Source organism: Lysobacter sp. Soil_C_15 (genome assembly GCF_057657315.1).
In genome coordinates this window covers 391,822-411,720 of sequence record NZ_JBDGIR010000004.1, presented here as the reverse complement: position 1 = coordinate 411,720, position 19,899 = coordinate 391,822, and the positions used below count along the sequence as shown (strand labels likewise).

12 protein-coding genes are annotated in these 19,899 nt (G+C 69.4%); 8 read left to right on the top strand and 4 right to left on the bottom strand.

The genetic code is table 11. The features are described 5' to 3' along the window. The 4 genes from AC3A57_RS12240 to AC3A57_RS12225 all read left to right on the top strand — a co-directional run bounded on the left by AC3A57_RS12240 (window position 1) and on the right by AC3A57_RS12225 (window position 10,394). Window positions 1-1,032, top strand: coding sequence for a hypothetical protein (locus AC3A57_RS12240; RefSeq protein ID WP_487579174.1), 1,032 nt, complete (start codon window positions 1-3; stop codon window positions 1,030-1,032). Next, complete coding sequence (locus AC3A57_RS12235) at window positions 1,025-3,832, top strand: AAA family ATPase (RefSeq protein WP_487579173.1); 2,808 nt, start codon at window positions 1,025-1,027, stop codon at window positions 3,830-3,832. The genes AC3A57_RS12240 and AC3A57_RS12235 overlap by 8 nt, the downstream gene beginning before the upstream one ends. A 1,006-nt stretch (window positions 3,833-4,838) precedes the next feature. Continuing rightward, complete coding sequence (fusA, locus tag AC3A57_RS12230) at window positions 4,839-6,902, top strand: elongation factor G (RefSeq protein WP_487579172.1); 2,064 nt, start codon at window positions 4,839-4,841, stop codon at window positions 6,900-6,902. Between the two features lie 534 nt (window positions 6,903-7,436). Continuing rightward, entirely contained in the window at window positions 7,437-10,394 is a 2,958-nt protein-coding gene (locus AC3A57_RS12225) for a TonB-dependent receptor domain-containing protein (RefSeq protein ID WP_487579171.1), read from the top strand. Window positions 10,395-10,488: 94 nt separating this feature from the next. On the opposite strand, the gene AC3A57_RS12220 is transcribed toward AC3A57_RS12225, so the two are convergent. Both AC3A57_RS12220 and AC3A57_RS12215 read right to left on the bottom strand, forming a co-directional pair. Then, on the bottom strand, window positions 10,489-11,511 hold the full coding sequence (locus AC3A57_RS12220; protein WP_487579170.1) for a zinc-binding alcohol dehydrogenase family protein: 1,023 nt from the start codon (window positions 11,509-11,511) through the stop codon (window positions 10,489-10,491). A 129-nt stretch (window positions 11,512-11,640) separates the two neighbouring features. Next, entirely contained in the window at window positions 11,641-12,900 is a 1,260-nt protein-coding gene (locus AC3A57_RS12215; protein WP_487579169.1) for an SGNH/GDSL hydrolase family protein, read from the bottom strand. A gap of 137 nt (window positions 12,901-13,037) precedes the next feature. On the opposite strand from AC3A57_RS12215, the gene AC3A57_RS12210 reads away from it, so the two are divergent. Continuing rightward, a complete protein-coding gene (locus tag AC3A57_RS12210; protein WP_487579168.1) occupies window positions 13,038-13,976 on the top strand; it encodes a LysR family transcriptional regulator in 939 nt (312 codons plus the stop codon). Window positions 13,977-13,993: 17 nt separating this feature from the next. On the opposite strand, the gene AC3A57_RS12205 is transcribed toward AC3A57_RS12210, so the two are convergent. Further along, on the bottom strand, window positions 13,994-15,250 hold the full coding sequence (locus tag AC3A57_RS12205; protein WP_487579167.1) for an MFS transporter: 1,257 nt from the start codon (window positions 15,248-15,250) through the stop codon (window positions 13,994-13,996). Window positions 15,251-15,353: 103 nt separating this feature from the next. On the opposite strand from AC3A57_RS12205, the gene AC3A57_RS12200 reads away from it, so the two are divergent. After that, a complete protein-coding gene (locus AC3A57_RS12200) occupies window positions 15,354-16,268 on the top strand; it encodes a LysR family transcriptional regulator (protein WP_487579166.1) in 915 nt (304 codons plus the stop codon). 269 nt (window positions 16,269-16,537) lie between these two features. On the opposite strand, the gene AC3A57_RS12195 is transcribed toward AC3A57_RS12200, so the two are convergent. Next, window positions 16,538-17,329 (bottom strand): DODA-type extradiol aromatic ring-opening family dioxygenase, encoded by a 792-nt coding sequence (locus AC3A57_RS12195; RefSeq protein WP_487579165.1) that lies wholly within the window; start codon window positions 17,327-17,329, stop codon window positions 16,538-16,540. A gap of 225 nt (window positions 17,330-17,554) precedes the next feature. Between AC3A57_RS12195 and AC3A57_RS12190 the strand changes: the two genes are divergently transcribed. Both AC3A57_RS12190 and AC3A57_RS12185 read left to right on the top strand, forming a co-directional pair. After that, window positions 17,555-19,009 (top strand): bifunctional 2-methylcitrate dehydratase/aconitate hydratase, encoded by a 1,455-nt coding sequence (locus AC3A57_RS12190; protein ID WP_487579164.1) that lies wholly within the window; start codon window positions 17,555-17,557, stop codon window positions 19,007-19,009. Window positions 19,010-19,258: 249 nt separating this feature from the next. Next, on the top strand, window positions 19,259-19,899 hold a 641-nt coding region (locus tag AC3A57_RS12185; RefSeq protein ID WP_487579163.1), incomplete at its 3' end, for an outer membrane beta-barrel protein.

Sequence of the window (19,899 nt, the reverse complement as noted above, 5' to 3'; positions counted from 1 at the left end):
ATGAACGACCCCATCGCTTCTTTGATCGCGCGCCTGCTGGCCGAGCGCTGGCTGCCGCGCGACGACGCCTCGGTGCGCGAACTGCTGACCGACGCCGAACTGCGCAACGACCTGGACCGGCGCCTGGCCGCCGCGGGCCTGCGTTTGCTCGAGCATCCCTACGCGGCCAACGTCGCGGTCGGCATCGCCCGGCCGCAGGAATCGGCTGCGTTCGGCAGCGCCAAGGCCTGGTCGGCGACCAACCTGCAACTGGACCGCGACGCGATCGCCCTGCTGGTGGTGCTGTGGGCGCTGCTGGTGCTGCCCAAGCGCCAACGCCAGATCGCGCGCCAGCAGGCCGACCGCGACCAGGACCAGGAGCAGATGTTCGCCGAGCTCAAGCCGATTCCGGTCGGCGCCGAAGTGGTCGAGCCGATCAACGAGCGCACCCTGCTCGCCGACTTCGGCGAGAAGCTCGGCGGCAAGACCCGGATCCAGTTCAACCTGGGTTCGCTGGCGCGGCAGGGCTTCATCACCCGGCGCAAGGAGCGCATCCATGAGGGGCCGCTGCTGGACCTGGCCTTCGATTACGAACGCATCGCCGGCCGGGTCATGGACGGCGCGTTGTCGTTCGTGGTGACCGAGGCGCGCCAGCACGCGAACGAACAGGCGCTGCTCGACGCGGCCGCGGGCCTGGACGGCGACGCCGAGGACGAGGCGGCCGCCGCGGCGATCCGGGTCGGCGCCTACGTCGGCGACGAGGACGCCGCGTTCGCGGCGCTGGCCGCGGCGACCGCGGCCGCCGAGACCGATGCCGCGCTGGAGCGGGCGGCGGATGCGGCGGCCGAAGACGAAACCGGACAAGAAACCGAGACCGAAGCCGGCGCCGATCCCGACGGCGCGGCCGGCGCCGTTGCGCCCGACGACGAGGCCGCGGCCGAACCCTCGGCGACGACGGACGCAGACGACGAAGACCCAGACGAAGGCGACGCCCATCGGGCGTCCGCCGGCACCGACATGAAGCACGACCAGGAGGCCGCGGCCGATGTTTGAATTCCGCTCGCTCGAAGTCGTGCACTGGGACTACTGGCAGCGTTTCCAGCTGCCGCTGGACGCGTCCATCGTCACCGTGGTCGGGCCGAACGGTTCCGGCAAGACCACCCTGCTCGACGCCCTGCGTACCCTGCTGGCGATCGAGGACCGCGACACCGCGCGCGACTACAAGACCTATCTGCGCCACAACGGCAAGCCCTACGCCTGGTTGCGCGCGGTGGTCAGCAACCGCCCCGACCGGCGCGGCGGCCGGCCGTTCTTCCCGATCAAGGACGAACTGGTCACCCTGGCCTGCCGGGTGCGCAAGCGCGGCGGCGACTGGAGCCGCGACTACCAGATCGTCGGCGGCGATGTGGCGGTGGAGACCCTGGAGCAGGGCGGCGAATGGCTCGGCGTGCGCGACTACCGCGTGCGCCTGGCCGGCGCCGGCCTGACCCGCGCGATCTGCCGGGTGCTGACCCTGGAGCAGGGCGCCACCGACAAGCTCTGCCAGTACTCGCCGCGCGAACTGCTGCAGCTGATCTTCGACGTGTTCGAGGACAAGGCGGTGCTGGACGACTACCAGCGCGCGCGCACCGAGCAGTTCGACGTCGAGAAGGAGCTGCAGCAGCTCGGCCAGGACCTGGCCGGCCTGCACCTGCGCCTGGAATCGGCCAAGGCCGACGTACGCTCGTTCGAGGAATACAACGCGCTGCGCAACCAGCGCCAGCGCCTGGAAACCGAAGTCGCGCCGAAGGTCGAGCTGGCCGAACAGCGCGCGGTCATCGACGGCGCCAAGCCGCGCCTGACCGGCCTGCGCCGCGCGCTGCGCGAGCGCGAGCGCGCGCTGGACGAGATGCAGGCGCAGGACGCCGTCGCCTCGCAGGGACGCGACGTGCTGCAGGAAGCGATGCGCGAGGCGCGGCGCCAGGTCGGCGCCAGCGAGCAGGCCTTCACCCAGGCCCGCGACGCCGCCCGCGACGCGGAAATGCTGGTCAAACGCCGCGACGAGTTGGCCAGGCTGCAGGCCCAGCGCGGCGCGCTCGACATCGACGCGCTCAGCGCCGGCGTCGAGAGCGGACGCCGCCGCCAGGCCGAGCTCAAGCTCGAGGCCGAGCGCGACCGCAAGCGCGCCGGCGAGATCTCCGCCCAGCTCGCCGCGCTCAGCGGCGGCGGCCGCATCGTCGAGCCGTTCGAACGCGACTTCCGCGCCGCGCTGGACCGCGCGAACATCGACCACCGGGTGCTGACCGAACTGGTCGAGATCGCCGACCCGCAATGGTCGGTGGCGGTGGAAGCGGTGCTGGCGCCGTACCGGCATCTGCTGGTGCTGGAAAACCCGAAACACGCGCGCGAAGCCTGGAAGCTCGGCGAAAGCCTGCAGTACCGGCATTTCATCGTCGCCGAGCGGGCGCCGGTGCCCAAGCCCAGCGCCGGTTCGCTGCTGGAAGTGGTGCGTTTCTCGGCCGATCCGCCGGCCTGGCTGCCGCGCCAGCTCGACCGCATCCGCCGGGTCACCGACATCGAGCACGGCTCGCGCCTGCCGGCCTCGCAGGACTGGATCACCCAGAAGGGCTACCTGCGAGAAAGTCGCGGCGGCCGCCACATCGGCGGCAACCAGCAGCACTTCGGCAGCGGCGCGCGCCAGTCGCAGCTGGCCGAACTGCGCGCCGAACAGACCGCCATCGCCCAGCGCGCGCAGGCGCGCGAGGCCGAGCTGCAGGAACTCAACCAGCGCGTCGACGCCGACCAGTCGCGCCTGCTCGGCCTGGACGCGACCCAGGAACTGGTGACCCGCGCGGCCGAATTCGCCGATGCCCAGGAACGCCTGCCGGCGCTGGCCGAAGCCGCCGCCGAAGCCGCCGCGGCCCTGGCCCAGGCGCGCGCGCAGATCGACGCGGCCGGCGAGCAGGACAAGGCCGAAGGCATCGCCGCGGCCAAGCGCCAGGGCCAGATCGACGCCCTGGCGCGCGAGCTGCGCGAGCGGGCGCAACAGATCAACGGCGAACGCCACAGCCTGATCCAGCGCATCCTCGACTACCGGCGCAAGCGCGGCCTGATGCCGGCGGACTGGCGCAGCGCGGCGGCGCTGGCCGCGGCGCGCGAGGAATACGAAAGCGCTTCGGCGGTGCGGCGCGAGCTCGACCGCATCGACGACCGCCTGACCCGCGGCGGCTTCGTCGTCGACGAGTCCTGCGTGCCCTTGCGCGACAAGATCGGCGCCGACCACGACGAACTGGCCAGCTCGATCATGCGCCGCGAGGCGCACCTGGAGCGGGCCAAGCGCCTGACCGAGGAAGCGCGCGGCGCCTACATCAACGTGCTGCGCGCGACCGTGCGCCGTTACAAGAAGAACCTGGTCGCGTTGGGCGAACTGGCCGGCATCGGCGTCGACGCCGACATGCCGGAGCTGGCCAACAACGACGTCGCCCTGGCCCAGGCCGGCCTGTCGGTGCGGTTCGACTTCGACCGCAAGGGCTGGATCGGCCTCGACGACGGCGAGGCCTCCGGCGGCCAGCAGGTGATGAAGTCGCTGCTGCTGCTGGTCGCGCTGCTGCGCGACGAAGACCAGCCGGGCGGCTTCGTGTTCATCGACGAGCCCTTCGCCCACCTGGACGTGTTCAACATCGAAAAGGTCGGCCGCTTCCTGCGCGCCACCGACGCCCAGTACATCCTGACCACGCCGATCACCCACAACCTCAACGTGTTCGATCCCTCCGACCTGGTGCTGACCACCAGCAAGCGCCGCGGCGGCAACGCCTGGGCCGAGCCGGTCGCGGTGCTCAAGCGCCAGGTCGACGCCGCCGGCAAGGCCGCCTGAGCAAAGGCGGTCCCAGCAAGGCGGCTTAGCGTTCGCCGCCCCGTCGCGGCTTTGCCATCGCCGTTCCCCCCCATTGAAAAAGGGGGGCAGGGGGATTGGTTTTTGCTCTCTTGTCGCCGCAACAGCAACAGCAAATCCCCCGCGCTCCGCGCGCCACTCAGCAGCGAAGCCCGCGCCGGGCGCCGGTCCCCCTTTTTCAAAGGGGGCCACGGCTCGCGCGCCATCGTTAGTGCCGCCATGGCTCGAACCGCGGTCCCCGTTGCGTTCCCCGCCGTTGCTGTTCCCCCCTTTGAAAAGGGGGGCAGGGGGGATTTGCTTTCGCTCTGTCGCCACAACAGCAACAGCAAATCCCCCGCGCTCCGCGCGCCACTCAGCAGCGAAGCCCGCGCCGGGCGCCGGCCCCCTTTTTCAAAGGGGGCCACGGCTCGCGCGCCATCGATAGTGCCGCCATGGCTCGAACCGCGGTCCCCGTTGCGTTCCCCGCCGTTGCTGTTCCCTCCTTTGAAAAGGAGGGCAGGGGGGATTTGCTTTCGATCTCTTGTCGCCGCAACAGCAACGGCGAACTTCTCAAGCCTGGAACGATAAATCCCATCGTCCGCACCAGCGCAACGCTTGACTGGCGTAGCGCCGGGTCTACTCTATGCAAACGCAACAACCCCTCTTTCAGGCCACTCCGTCATGCAGCGCTTCCCGCTCCTGATATCGCTGAACGCCCTGCGCGCGAGCGCAGGCCGGGTGCGCCTGCCTCCTGCAGTCTTCGCTTCGCGGTCGAACTGACCCGCGTCGTGCGATGCCGCAGAGAACAAAGCACCCGCAAGGGTGCTTTTTTGTTGCCCGCAATTCCCGAGCCGCCGGCGATCGCCGGTCTCCCATCGCCGCAGTCCGCCTGAAACCCAAGGAGAACGTGTCGTGAATACCACGGCCGAAACCCAAGCCTAGCCGCGCGTCCCGTCGCCAACCGGGGCGCGCGGCGTCCCACGCGTTGGCCACGAATGCGAACACTCTTATGAACACCCCGCTCCTCAGCACCATCCCCGCCCGTCGCTGGCGCAACCTCGGCATCATCGCCCACGTCGACGCGGGCAAAACCACCCTCACCGAACGGCTGCTGTGGAAAACCGGCGCGATCCATCGCACCGGCGAAGTCCACGACGGCGCCACGACCACCGATTTCGATCCGATCGAACGCCGCCGCGGCATCACCATCGGCGCGGCCGCCGTGCAGGCGCGCTGGACGCCGCACGACGGCGACGAGCATCGCCTGACCGTCATCGATACGCCCGGCCATATCGACTTCGCGATCGAAGTCGAACGCTCGCTGCGCGTGCTCGACGGCGCGGTCGCGGTGTTCAGCGGCGTCGACGGCGTGCAACCGCAATCGGAAACCGTGTGGCGCCAGGCGCGCCGCCACGGCGTGCCGCTGATCGCCTTCGTCAACAAGATGGACCGCGTCGGCGCTTCGCTCGAACGTACTCTCGCGCAGATGCGCGAGAAGCTCGACGCAGTGCCGTGGGCGCTGGGCGAAACCGTGGGCGCGGAATCCGAGCTCAGCGGTTGGATCGACTACGTCGCGCGCGAACGCCTGTCCTGGGACGAGCGCGGCATGTTGTCGCGGCGCGCCTGGACCGAGTCGGAAACGCAGGCTTTCGAGCCGGCGCGGCAGCGCCTGGTCGAAGCCGTCGCCGATCACGACGATGCGCTCGCCGAAGCGTTCCTGGACGGCAGCGCCATCGACGCCGTGTCGCTGAAGGCGGCGCTGCGCCGGGCCACGCTGGCCGGCGCCGGCACCCCGGTACTGGCCGGGTCCGCGTTCAAGAACAAGGGCGTGGAAGCGCTGCTCGACGCCATCGTCGACTATCTGCCGTCGCCGCTGGAGCGTCCGCCGGTGCGTGCGCAGAGCGAGCGCGGCGAGGTCGCGCTGGCGGCCGATGCCGACGGCCCGCTGGCCGGTCTGGTGTTCAAGATCGTGCACCACGAACACGGTGCGCTGAGCTTCGTGCGCCTGTACTCGGGCACGCTGCGGGTCGGCGACACGGTGTGGGCGTCGCGGCGCGAAAAGGCGCTGCGCGTGGGCCGGCTGCAGGTCGTGCAGGCCGACCGCGGGCAGGACGTGGACGTGGCCTACGCCGGCGAGATCGTCGCGATCGCGGGCTGGAAAGACGCGGTCAGCGGCGAGACGCTCAGCGACGCCGGCCGGCGCCTGGCGCTGGACAGCATCCAGGCCCAGCCGGCGGTGCTGTCGTGGCGGCTGACCGCAGGCAAGTCCAGCGACCTGATCCGCCTCGGCCAGGGCCTGGCCAGCCTGGCCCAGCAGGATCCGTCGTTCCGCGTCGGCACCGATGCGGATACCGGCGAAACCCTGGTCTGGGGCATGGGCGAGCTGCACCTGGAGGTGATGGTCGACCGTTTGCGCGAGTTGTGGAACGTCGAGGTGCGCACCGGTTCGCCGCGCGTGGCCTATCAGGAAACGCCGAGCCGCGCGGTGCGCGGCGTGGAGGGCAAGCAGGCCAAGCAGAACGGCGGCATCGGCCAGTTCGCGCGGGTGATCGTCGATGTGGCGCCGCGCGACGACGGCCGGTTCGAATTCGTCGACCGGACCGTCGGCGGCGCGGTGCCGCGCAACTTCGTCGCCGCGACCGAGAAGGGCCTGCGCGCGGCGCTGGCCGAGGGACCGCGCGGCTTCCCGGTGGTGGGGCTGAGCGTGACCCTGGTCGACGGCGAAACCCACGCCAAGGACTCCTCGGAACTGGCGTTCCAGATCGCCGCGGCCGAGGCGCTGAAGGCGGCGCTGGCGCAAGCCGGCACGACCTTGCTCGAGCCGGTGATGGCGTTGGTAGTGGATACGCCCGCGGCCCACGTCGGCGATGTGGTCGGCGACGTGCAGCGGCGTTCCGGCCGGGTCCTGGCGATCCAGGACAACGGCGGCCGCAGCGACGTGACCGCACGCGCGCCGCTGGCGAAGTTGTCGGGCTACACCACCAGCCTGCGTTCGCTCACTCAGGGACGCGCCTCGGCGTCGATGGTGTTCGACGGTTACGAGGTCGCGCGCGCCGCGGTCGAAGCGGCGTAAACGAGCTCGCGCTGGGCCCGCACGCAGCGGGCTTCGTTGCCAGGCACGGAAAACCGTGCCTGGTATTTTTTGGCCGAGGTAGGGAGGTCATAACAGGCGCGCGTTGTTGGATGTCGGGAGCCGCGTCAGCGGATCCAAGCGGAGAATGCAGCGAAGTAATGTGCCAATTGCGAGATAAGAATTGGCGATAAGACAGTGTGACAACCGCGTTTTCATGGCTGAAAAATGCGCGATAGCACACTGATAAATGTGCTTGCTGATGTTTGCGTGCGCGTTGATAGCTAACGGTAATTATCATTCGTTTTTGTAATTAGCGAATGCGCGTTCGCTCCGTTACGTTCGCTTCGGTCGAATGTGGGATTCGGCCTTCGAAAGCCGCCGACTGCTGCGATGGACGCGAAGCCGGCCGACTGTATTCAGACAGAACGTCAAAGAAGTTCTTAAGCACACTTTGATTCCGGGGGAAAACCTATGGCTTCACGTCGCCTCGCCGCTCCGCGGCGGCACCGTCTTTGCTGCGCACTGATCGCAGCGTTGATCCTTCCCAACGCCGGCCTCGCCTTCGCGCAGGACACCGCGGCCGCCGACGAGAAAAAGGCGGCCAAGCCCGCGCAAGAGGCGACCAGCCTGGAGACGGTGACGGTCACCGGTTCGCGTATCGGCCGCGACACCTTCACCTCGGTGTCGCCGCTGCAGGTGATCACCCGCGAAGAGACCACCCTGGCCGGTTTCAATTCGACCACCGGCGCGTTGCAGAGCAATACCGTGACCGGCGGCTCGGCGCAGATCAACAACGCGTACGGCGGTTTCGTCACCAACGGCGGTCCTGGCGCCAACACGCTCGGCCTGCGCGGCATGGACCCGACCCGCACCCTGATCCTGCTCAACGGCCGCCGCGTCGCGCCGGCCGGTTCGCGCGGCTCGGTCGGTTCGGCCGACCTCAACGTGCTGCCCACCTCGATGATCGATCGCGTCGAAGTGCTCAAGGACGGCGCCTCGTCGATCTACGGCTCCGACGCGGTCGCCGGCGTGGTCAACATCATCACCCGCAAGAACATCGACGGATTTTCGGTCGAGGCCCAGTACAACGCCACCGAAGACGGCGGCGGCGAGGAAACCCGCTACTCGCTCGGCTGGGGCAAGACCGGCGACCGCTTCAGCATCTCCGGCTCGTTCGAGGCCTACGATCGCGATGACCTGAACCTCGGCGACCGCGACTGGACCCGCTGCAATACCGACTATCGCCGCACCGTCAGCCGCGACAGCGCCGGCAACGTCACCGGCGTGGGCGCCTGGGGCAGCGCCGACTTCGTCGATCCGTTGACCGGACGGCCGAAGTGCTATCCGATCACCGGCACCGGTTCCAACGGCGTCACCATCAACACCATCGGCACCAACACCCGCACCGGCGTCGGCGCGGCCGGCTCGGTCGGCACCAGCTTCAATCGCTGGCGTCCGAACGCGGCCATCACCACCGGCCTGCCGGGCTTCGAAGGCGTCGGCGGCGGCGCCAACAGCCTCAACGTGCGCGATACCTTCGATCCGCGCATGCTCAACCGCTCGCTGATCTCGCCGGTGGAGGTGCGCACCGGCTTCGTCCAGGGTGCGTTCGACCTGCAGGCGCTGGGCAATGCCGAGCTGTACTTCGAAGTGCTCGCCAACCGCCGCGAGTCCAGCCAGACCGGCTATCGCCAGCTGACCTTGGACTATTACCGCGGCAGCCCGCTGCTGCCGGCGTTCCTGCAGACCAGCCAGGTCCAGGCCGCGCCGACCGAGACCACCGGCGGCCGTCCGCTGGGCGTGCGCGCCTTCATCGGCTTCGGCAACGATCACGGCGAGCAGACCGTCGACTACTTGAAGGCCATCGCCGGTGTGCGCGGCGACTTCGTCTGGACCGACTGGCGCTACGACTTCATGCTCAGCAAGTCGCGGTCGGACGCGGACTACACCGCCGAAGCGTTCATGATCGACCGCATGACCCGCAGCCTGGATGCGGTCGCCGCGCCCGGCGGCGGCTTCGTCTGCCGCAACCCGGCCGGCGGCTGCGTCGCGGCGCCGTTCCTGACCTCGCAGGTGATCGCAGGCGCGTTGCCGGAAAATTGGAAGAACTACGTATTCCGCCCGTTCCACAGCAGCACCCTGTACGAGGAGAGTACCGCCAATTTCGCGATCGACGGTCCGTTGTTCTCGCTGCCTTACGGCCAAGTGCGCGGTGCGTTCGGCATCGAGTACCGCCGCGCCAAGATCGACGACACCCCGGCGCTGGATTCGCAGAACGCCAACCTGCTGAACTTGACCTCAGCCGCCCCGACCCGCGGCAAGGACTCGGTGCGGGAAATCTACGGCGAACTGGAAGTGCCGCTGCTGTCGGGCCTGAAGGGCGCGCAGGAGCTGACCATGAACGTGTCGGCCCGCTACACCGACTACCAGTCCTACGGCGGCGACAAGACCTACAAGCTCGGCGGCCTGTGGACCCCGGTGAACTGGCTGACCCTGCGCGCGTCCTACGGCACGTCCTACCGCGCGCCGGCCTTGTTCGAGCAGTTCCTCGGCGGCACTACCGGCTTCCTGTCCGCGACCGGCGACCCTTGCAACGAGTACGGCGTCGATCCCGACGCCTCGGTCGCCTTGGCCGCCAATTGCCGCGCCGAGGGCCTGGCGCCGGACTTCCGCGCGACTCAGAGCATCACCATCATCACCGCCGGCGGCGCCGAGCAGGGCCTGAAGGCCGAAACCTCGACCAACTTCACCACCGGCATCGTCCTGCAGCCGGAACTGCCCAAGAGTATCGGCGACCTGTCGTTCGCGGTCGATTACTACAAAATCGAAGTCGAGAACGGCGTCGCCCGCGCTGGCGGCAGCGGCATCCTCGACCGTTGCTACAACGACCCGGATTTCCGCAGCGGCGGCGGCTTCTGCCGCCTGGTCGACCCGCGTACCCCGGGCAGCAACGCCCTGCGCGTGCACGACAGCTACGTGAACCTGGCCACCGACCGCGTGCGCGGCCTGGACTTCACCGTGCGCTACGTGCGCGAAATCGGCCCGGGCACCCTGCGCAGCACCCTGCAGGCAAGCCACTTCCTGGAACAGTCCAACAAGCTGTTCGCCGAGGACGAGTTGGACGACGTCAACGGCAACGTGGCCTCGCCGTCGATGGTGGCCATGCTCGATACCACCTACGACTGGAAGAACTGGAAGCTCCGCTACGGCCTGGAATGGGTCGACGCGACGCAGAGCTACGGCTACTACGGCCTGGAAAAGGCGACCTCGCCGTACAAGATGCACACCGAGGATTACTACCTCTCGCACCTGTCCGCGCAGTACAAGTGGGACAAGTGGTCGGTCACCGGCGGCGTGCGCAATCTGTTCGACGCCGAGCCGCGGGTGATCTCTCAGTCAGGCGCTTACAACCGGGTCGGCAACGCACCGCTGTACAGCGGTTACGACTACATCGGACGCGCGTTCTTCCTCAACGTGCAGGCGAAGTTCTGATCCTTGCGACCGGCCGCCGCGGTTGCGGCCGGAGCGACGGTCCCGGGCGCCGCATCGTCGATGCGGCGCCTTCTCGTGGCGTAACCGGGCCGGCTCACCAGCCGGCCAGCACCAGCTTGCCGATGGTGGCGCCCGATTCCAGCCGGCGATGCGCTTCGCGCAGGTTCTCGGCGTTGATCGCGCCCAGGGTTTCGGCGTGGCTGCCGCGCAGTTCGCCGGCGTCGATCAGCTCGGCGACGCGGTCGAGCAGGCGGCCTTGTTCGATCAGGTCGGCGGTACCGAAGCGCGGCCTGGCGAACATCATTTCCCAGTGGATGCCGATGCACTTGGCCTTGTACGGATCGCCGATGTGCAGCGGCCCGGTCGGCTCGACGATCAGGCCGACGTGGCCCTGCGGCGCGAGCAACTGGCCCAGTTCGGTCCAGTAGCGGTCGGTGTCGGCCAGGTTCAGCGCCGCGTCCATCTGCTCGTAGCCCAGCGCCTGCAACTGCGGCGCCAGCGGCTGCGAGTGATCGATCACGTGGTCGGCGCCGTAGCGCTTGCACCATTCGATGCTGGGCGGGCGCGAGGCGGTGGCGATCACCTCGAACCCGGCGCGCTTGGCCAACTGGATCGCGATCGTGCCGACGCCGCCGGCGCCGCCGACGATCAGCAGGCGGCGGCCGCGGCCGCCGCGCTCGCTGTCGTAGGGCATGCGCTGGAACAGCAGTTCCCAGGCGGTGATCGCGGTCAACGGCAAGGCCGCCGCTTCGGCCGCGCTCAGCAAGGTCGGCGCGCGGCCGACGATGCGTTCGTCGACCAGCTGCCATTCGCTGTTGCTGCCGGGACGGCCGATGTCGCCGGCGTAGTAGACCCGATCGCCGACCTTGAATCGGCTCACCGCTGCGCCGACCGCTTCGACCGTGCCGGCGGCGTCGTAGCCGAGCACGCGCGGCTCGGCCAGCACCTCGGTCGCCGGTTTGGAGCGGCGCACCTTGGTGTCGACCGGATTGACCGAGACCGCTTCGATCCGCACCAGCAGATCGTGGCCGGCGGCGACCGGCGTGGGCAGGTCGAATTCGAGCAGGGATTGCGGATCGTCGATCGGCAGGTGGCGGATCAGGGCTACGGCTTTCATTGCGGACTCCGAGGGGAGGGGAGGAGAACCGGCATCGCGGGCATCGATGCCGGATTGTGGATCAAGCGCAGGTTCGTCGTTGTCGAGCTGCGGGTCGCCAAGCCGCGCCGCCGCCGAGCCGCGTCGGCGTCAGCGCGGTCCGAACAGCAGCGGCTCGTCGAGCGCGGCGGCCATGGCGCGGTAGCCGGCGTCGCCGGGATGCAGACGGTCGCCGGAGTCGTAGACCGGCAGGAACCGGCTCGGACGCTGGGGGTCGCGGACGATCGCGTCGAAATCGACCACCGCATCGAACTCGCCGCTGTCGCGGATCCAGGCGTTGACCGTCTGCCGCACCCGTTCCTTGGCCGGGCTGTAGTAATCGTGGATCGGCGTGCCGGGCAGGGCGCCTTCGAACGGGGTCAGGGTGGCGCCGACGATGCGCACCGACTGCAGCCGGGCGCGAGCGATCAACTGGCGATAGCCGTCGATCAGGCGTTGCGCGTCGACCGCCTCGCGCGCCGGTTCGAAGCTGCTGCCGGGCCAGGCGATGTCGTTGATGCCCATCAGCAGCACCACCGTATCCGGGCGTTGGCTGAGCACGTCGCGCTCGAACCGGGCCAGCGCGCTGACGCCCATGCCGTCGCTGAGCACGCGTGCGCCGGAGATGCCGGCGTTGAGCACGGCGACGCCGCGCGGCGCCAGGCGCTGGGCGAGCAGGTCCGGCCAACGCTGGTAACGGTTGGGGGTGGACGCGGCGCCGTCGGTGATCGAGTCGCCGAACGCGACCACGCGCCGCACCGGCTGCGCGGCTTCGACATAGACGCCGCTGAGCAAAGGCCGGGTCTGCAGCACGTCGCCGCCGTCCAGCCGGGCTTGGGCGGTGCGGTCGCCGGCGACCAGGAACGCATCCTGGCGCCCTTCCCAATGGAAGCTGCGCAAGGCGGTGTCCTGCGGCAGGTACAGGCTGACCGCGACTTCGGCGAGCGCGGCGAGCTTCAGCTCGACCGGGTCGCTGAGCACCGGCGCGCCCGGCAGCAGGGTGACCTCGCGCCGGCCGCCGAAGGTCAGTACCCGGTCGCTGCCCGGTTCGATCCGCGAGCCGCCGGCGCTGCGGGCGATGCGCGCCGCGCCGATGGTCACCGGCGCATCGCCGTAGGCATTGGACAGGGCGATCCGGACCCGGCCGCCGCCGACGCTGACCCGCGCCACCTGGCGCAGGGTCTGGTCGTGCAGGCGCGCCGGGGCGCCGTTGGGCAGGACGAAATCGGCGCCCCAGGTGGCCTGGGGGCTGGCGATCCAGGTGCCGACCCAATGCGGCGCGGCTTGGGCGTCGGCGGCCCGGGCCGGCGAGGCCAGGCCCAGGGCGAGCGCCGCGGCGGCAAGGGGGGAGAGCAGGCGGGAAATGTTCATGAGTGGGGTCCGCAATGGGGTCGGGGAGTCGACGCCGACCACGTTAGGCTCTTCCGGAATTCGCTAGTAGCGGGCAAGATCGCATGGGGCTCATTCCATTTCGGAATGGGCATGGCCCGGAGTCGCCCGAACCGCCCATGGACACGCTTCGCGGCTTGCAGACCTTCGTGCGCGCGGTCGAACTCGGCAGCCTGTCGGCGGTCGCGCGCGAACTCGGCACGACCCAGCCCACGGTCAGCAAGACCGTGGCCGCGCTGGAGCAGGAACTCGGTGTGCGCCTGCTGCAACGCAGCACCACCCATCTGGCGCCGACCGAGCAAGGCCGGCGTTTCTACGAGCGCGCGCGGCGGGTACTGGAGGAATACGGCGAGGCGGTGGCCGATGCGCGCGGGCTCAGCGAAACTCCGGCCGGGCTGTTGCGCGTGGCCGCGCCGGTCAGCGTCGGCGTGCTGCGCCTCAACCGGCTGGTGCAGGAATTCCTGGCCCTGCATCCGCAGGTCGAGGTCGAACTGATCCTCAACGATCGCTACGTCGATCTGGTCGAAGAAGGCATGGACCTGGCCCTGCGCATCGGCGCCAACCTGCCGCCGAACGCGGTCGCGCGCCGTGCCGCGGTATCGCCGCGCGGGCTGGTCGCTTCGCGCGAGTATCTGGCCCGGCATGCGCCGATCCTGAGCCCCGGCGACACCGCCGCGCACGATTACCTGCGCTTCGCCTGGGCCGGGGACACTTACACCCTGCACGGCCCCGGCGGCGAGACCGCGGTATTGCGCGGCGACGGCCGCTACCGGATCAACAACTCGCTGGGCATCCGCGAAAGCTTCCTGATCGGCAGCGGCATCGGCCTGGCGCCGGCCTGGCTGGTGCAGGACCTGGTCGACGAAGGGCGCTTGCAGTGGATCCTGCCGCAGTGGCGGGCGTCGGCGCATGAGCTGTATCTGCTGTATCCGGCCCGCCGCTACCTGCCGGTGCGCACGCGGGCCTTGTTGGAGTTCCTGAGCGAACGCCTGCCGCTACTGCCCGGCCTGGGACTGCCTGGCCTGGAGCTGCCTGGCCTGGAGCTGCCGCCGGGCTGAGCGCTGGCGCATTCGGCTCAACCTGCGACGCAGGTAGCCGCGTCGGCGGGCACGCTGGCTTCGCGCCGACGCGGCCGCGCATCCAGGCGCGCGGCCCACAGCGCCAGGAGCAGGCCCGACACGGTCACCAGCGCCGCGACCCAGGTCACCGCGCCCAGGCCGGGGCCGTGTTCGATCACCGCGCCGCCGAGCCAGGCGCCGAGCGCGTTGCCGAGATTGAATGCGCCGATGTTGAGGCTGGAGGCCAGGTTCTGCCCGGCCGGGTCGGTCTTCTGCAGCACCCACAGCTGCAGCGGCGGCACGGTCGCGAACGCAGCCACGCCGAGCAGGCCGACGAAAGCGATCGCGGCGATCTGATGATGCAGGGCGAAGGTCATGATCCCGAGCACCGCGGCCAGGGCGATCAGGGTGCCGATCAGCGCCGGCGCCAGGCGCTTGTCGGCGAAGCGGCCGCCGATCAGATTGCCGAGGATCATGCCGCCGCCGAACACCAACAGGATCGGCGACACCGCGGCCTCGCCGAAGCCGCTGATCCGGGTCAGGATCGGCTGGATGAAGGTGTACACGGTGAACACGCCGGCGAAGCCGAGCACGGTCATCGCCAGGCCGAGCAGCACCTGCGGATGCAGCACCGCCTTCAGTTCGCGACGGAGCGCCACCGGCTCGGGTTTGCTGCGGTCGGCCGGCACCAGGCCGGCGATCACCACGGTCGCGATCACGCCGATGGCGGCCACCGCCCAGAAGGTCGAGCGCCAGCCGAACTGCAGGCCGAGCCAGGCGCCGGCGGGCACGCCGAGCAGGGTGGCGACGGTCAGGCCGGTGAACATGATCGAGATCGCCGAGGCCTTCTTGTCGGCCGGCACCAGGCCGGTGGCGACCACCGCGCCGACGCCGAAGAAGGTGCCGTGGGCGAGCGAGGTGATGACTCGCGCGATCATCAGCACGGTGTAGTTGGGCGCGATCGCACAGGCGATGTTGCCGAGGGTGAAGATCAGCATCAGCGCGACCAGCACCGCCTTGCGCGGCATGCGCCCGGTGGCGACGGTCAGCACCGGCGCGCCGACGAACACGCCCAGCGCATAGCCGGAGATCAGCAGCCCGGCCGCGGCCAGGCCGACCTGCAGGTCGGCGGCGACCTGCAGCAGCAGGCCCATGATCACGAATTCGGTGGTGCCGATGCCGAACGCGCCCACGGTCAGGGCGTACAGGGCGATCGGCAGGCGTCCGCCGGCGGCGCTGGCCGGGGCGGACGAGGGAGCGGGGGCGGCGTGCATGAGGCGCATCCGTAAGGGGCGATGCGCGGCAGTCTGGGCGCTTGCATCTTGTGGAAAAACCGCCAGGATGGCGAATCACTATCAACGAATTATTGAAAGTGGCATGGACCGCATCGCCGACCTGCAGCTGTTCCTGCGCGTGCTCGACCTGGGTTCGATCAGCGCCGCCGCGCGCAGCCTGGACCTGTCGGTCGCGGTCGCCAGCCAGCGCCTGAAACGGCTGGAGCGCGAGCTCGGCGTGCGCCTGCTGCACCGGACCACCCGCCAGTTGCACGCCACCGCCGAAGGCCAGGCCCTGGCCGAGCGCGGCCGCGGCCTGATCGAGGAACTGGAGGCGCTGACCGCCGACCTGCGCCGCGCCGGCAGCGAGCCGGCCGGACTGTTGCGGGTCACCACCTCGGCCGCATTCGGGCGCATGTACCTGTCGCCGCTGCTGGCCGAGTTCCAGCGCCGCTACCCGGCGGTACGGCTGAGCGTGAACCTGACCGACCAGAACCTGGACCTGATCGCCGCCGGTATGGACCTGGCGATCCGGATCGGCCCGCTCGACGATTCCAGCCTGGTCGCGCGCAAGCTGGCCGACAACCGGCGCGTGCTGGCGGCCGCGCCCGAGTACCTGCGCCGGCACGGCGCGCCGCGCACGCCGCAGGATCTGATCGGGCACGAATGCCTGGTGCTGGTGGGCGGGCAGGGGCGGATGGAAGACTGGCGCTTGCTCGACGCGGACGGCGTCGCGACCACGGTGCGGGTCAACGGCCGGATCGAGAGCAACTTCGGCGAAGTGCTGCGCGACGCCGCGGCGGCGGGCTTGGGCATCGCCCATTTCTCGGTCTGGCACGTGCACGAGGACTTGCGCAGCGGCCGCCTGGTCCAGGTGCTGCCGGACTACCGCCTGCCGGACACGGCGATCAGTGCGGTGATGCCGCAGCGCCGTTTCGTGCCGCTGCGGGTGCGCGCTTTCATCGACTTCGTCGCCGAGTCGTTCGGCGAGGTGCCGCCATGGGAACGCGGCGGCTGAGGCGCGAGCCGCGATTGCATTCGCCGATCTTGCCGCGTCCGGCCCCTGTAGGAGCGGCGTCCCACGGGGATTTCCTGCGGTCACAATCCGCGGCCAAGGGACGCGCAGAAAATCCAAGACTGTCGTCAGTGATCGAAGCTCGAAGCTGTCGTCTGTAGGAGCGGCGCAAGCCGCGACCATCGGATGCGCGGAAAACCATGCCGCCGTAATGGATCCAGACCCGACACTGCCGCTCCGTTACTTCGCCGGGGCCTCGGCGCTGGCGGCCATCAATCGAACGCGAACGCATCCAGCGCCAGCGAGCCCATTTCGTGCGAGCGGTGCAGGCCGCGCGCGGTCGGGGCTTCGCCGGCGGCGCCGAGGGCGACGAACAGCGGCATCAGGTGTTCGACCGTGGGATGGGCGCGATGCGCATGCGGCGCCTGCGCCTGCCAGTCGAGCAGGGCGGGCAGGTCGTGCGCGGCCAGGCGCCGGCGCATCCAGTCGGCGAACTCGGCCGCCCAGGCCGGCATCGGCGCGTCGCGGTCGGCCCAGTCCAGATCGCCGAGATTGTGCACGAAGCCGCCGGAGCCGATCACCAGCACGCCCTCGTCGCGCAACGACGCCAGGGCCTGGCCGACCGCGTAATGGCGCCGCGCGTCGCCGTGCGGCATCACCGACAGCGGCACTACCGGAATATCGGCCTGCGGGTACATCCGCCGCAGCGGCACCCAGACGCCGTGGTCGAGACCGTGGTTGTCGCGCAGGCGCGCCTCCAGGCCGGCATCGGCGAGGCGGTCGCGGATCTCTTCGGCCAGCCGCGGCAGGCCGGGCGCCGGGTATTGGATCCGGTACAGCGGTTCGGGGAAGCCGCCGAAGTCGTGCACGGTGTGCGGGCGCTCGTGGCCGCCGACCATCGGCCGCTCGGTCATGAAGTGGGCGGAGGCGATCACGATCGCCCGCGGCCACGGCAGTTGCTGGCCGAGATCGTCGAGGAAACGTCCGGCGGGCGAGTCCTCCAGGGCCAGCATCGGCGAGCCGTGCGAGAGGAACAGGGTCGGCAGGCGAGTGGGGATGTCCATGCGTCCAGGGTGATCCTGCGCCGGACGATTTCCAAGTTGGGTCGGCGCGCCTGATCGTTCCGTTCCTGTTCGCAATCAGGAGGCTGCGGCGCGATTGTTGATCCGCGCCGCCGCCCGCGGCTTGCCGTTCCTGTCCGCGCCGCCTGCCCGCGCCGGCCGCCCGTGCCGCCGGCTCCCCGCCGTCTGGCAAAATAGCCGGCTCACTCACCCGCAGGCCTCTTGCACATGAGCCACTTCGACATCCGTTCGACCGTCCGCCCCGATCCCGACAAGCCGATGGTCGACATCGCCGACTACGTCGCCGACTACAAGATCGATTCGAAGGAGGCTTTCGACACCGCGCGCTACATGCTGCTGGATTCGCTGGCCTGCGCGGCGCTGGCGATGGACCACAAGGAATGCCTCAAGCACCTCGGCCCGCTGGTGCCGGGCGGCGAGATGAAGGGCGGCGCGCGCGTGCCGTTCACCTCCTACGAGCTCGACCCGGTCCAGGCCGCCTACAACATCGGCGTGCAGATCCGCTGGCTCGACTTCAACGACACCTGGCTGGCGGCCGAATGGGGCCACCCCTCCGACAACCTCGGCGCCATCCTCGGCGTCGCCGACTACCTGGGCCGCAAGGCCGAGGCCGAAGGCGGCCAGGCGATGACCGTGCGCGACGTGCTCGGCCACGCGATCAAGGCCCACGAGATCCAGGGCGGCTACGCGCTCAAGAACTCGTTCAACCGGGTCGGCCTGGACCACGTGATCCTGGTCCGCCTGGCCTCGACCGCCGTGACCACCCAGATGCTGGGCGGCGGCAAGGACGAGATCGTCACCGCGGTCTCGCACTCGTGGATCGACAACGGCGTGCTGCGCACCTACCGCCACGCGCCGAACACCGGCCCGCGCAAGAGCTGGGCCGCCGGCGACGCCTGCCGCCGCGCCGTGACCCATGCGCTGAACGCCAACAAGGGCGTGGTCGGCTACCCGAGCGCGCTGTCGGTCAAGACCTGGGGCTTCTACGACATCGCCTTCAAGGGCAAGCAGTTCGAGTTCGAGCGTCCGTTCGGCAGCTACGTGATGGAGAACGTGCTGTTCAAGATCTCCTTCCCGGCCGAGTTCCACGCCCAGACCGCGGTCGAGTGCGCGATGAAGCTGCACGAGCAGGTCAAGGACAAGCTCGACCAGATCGAGCGCGTCGAGCTGGAGACCCAGGAAGCCGGCGTGCGCATCATCGACAAGACCGGCCCGCTGGCCAACTACGCCGACCGCGACCACTGCCTGCAGTACATGGTCGCCGTGCCGCTGATCTTCGGCCGCCTGACCGCCGACGACTACGTCGACGCGGTCGCCGCCGACCCGCGCATCGACGCGCTGCGCGACAAGATGGTGGTCAAGGAGAACGAGCAGTTCACCAAGGACTACTTCGATCCCGAGAAGCGCTACATCGGCAACTCGGTGCAGGTGTTCTTCAAGGACGGCAGCTCGACCGAGAAGGTCTCGATCGACTACCCGATCGGCCACCGCAAGCGCCGCGCCGAAGGCATCCCGGTGCTGATGGCCAAGTTCGAAGCGGCGATCCGGGCCAAGCTGCCGGCCGCCCAGGCCGAGCGCCTGCTGGCCCTGGCGGCCAAGCCGGAGGAACTGGAAGCGCTGCCGATCACCGAGTTCCTCGGCCTGTTCGCCTCGGCCAAGTAATAGAGCATCGCCACGGCGACTCATTCGTGTGCGCAAAGCCGGCCGCGGCTTTGCGTACATCGAAACTGAACGAATCACGACTCGCAGCGATTCGGTGACGCTGCGCGTCGATATGTTAGACGGTTGTTAACACCGCTTTCACGTTGGCAAACCTAACCTGCGCGGGATGGCGTCATCCAGGCGACCGTCCTGAACGGTAGAAACCTCGCAGACGCGGTTTTCCGAATTTTCTGAACCAGGAGCTACAAGATGAATAAGAAACTCCTCTGCGCCGCCCTGCTGGGTGGCCTGAGCCTCGCGCAGGTCGCCAGCGCGCAGGACTTCGACGACCGCTGGTACCTCACCGGTTCGGCCGGCATGAACGTCCAGGACAACGACCGCGGCACCCGCAACGCTCCGTTCGGCGCGATCGGCCTGGGCAAGTTCCTCAACCCGAACTGGTCGCTGGACGGCGAGCTGAACTATCAGAACCCGAAGTTCGACGCCAACCAGGACGCCAACTGGAGCCAGTACGGCATCTCGCTCGACCTGCGCCGCCACTTCGTCACCGAAGGCCGCAACTGGAACCCGTACCTGCTGATGGGCCTGGGCTACCAGCGCTCGGAAGAAGAGTATGTGGTCAACTCGCCGCTGTCGCCGGCCGAGCGTAAGGACGGCAACTTCGCCGCCAAGGTCGGCGTCGGCGTCCAGGGCGACCTGGGCCGCGTCGGCATCCGCACCGAGCTGGCCTACCGCGCCGACTTCGACGACAACAGCGTCAACGGCGTCGACCGCAACGGCAAGTCGGAAGACTGGTTCGGCGACGTGCTGGCTTCGGTCGGCATCATCGTCCCGCTGGGTCCGGAGCCGGTCGCTGCGGTCGCTCCGGCTCCGGTGGTGGAGCCGGGCTG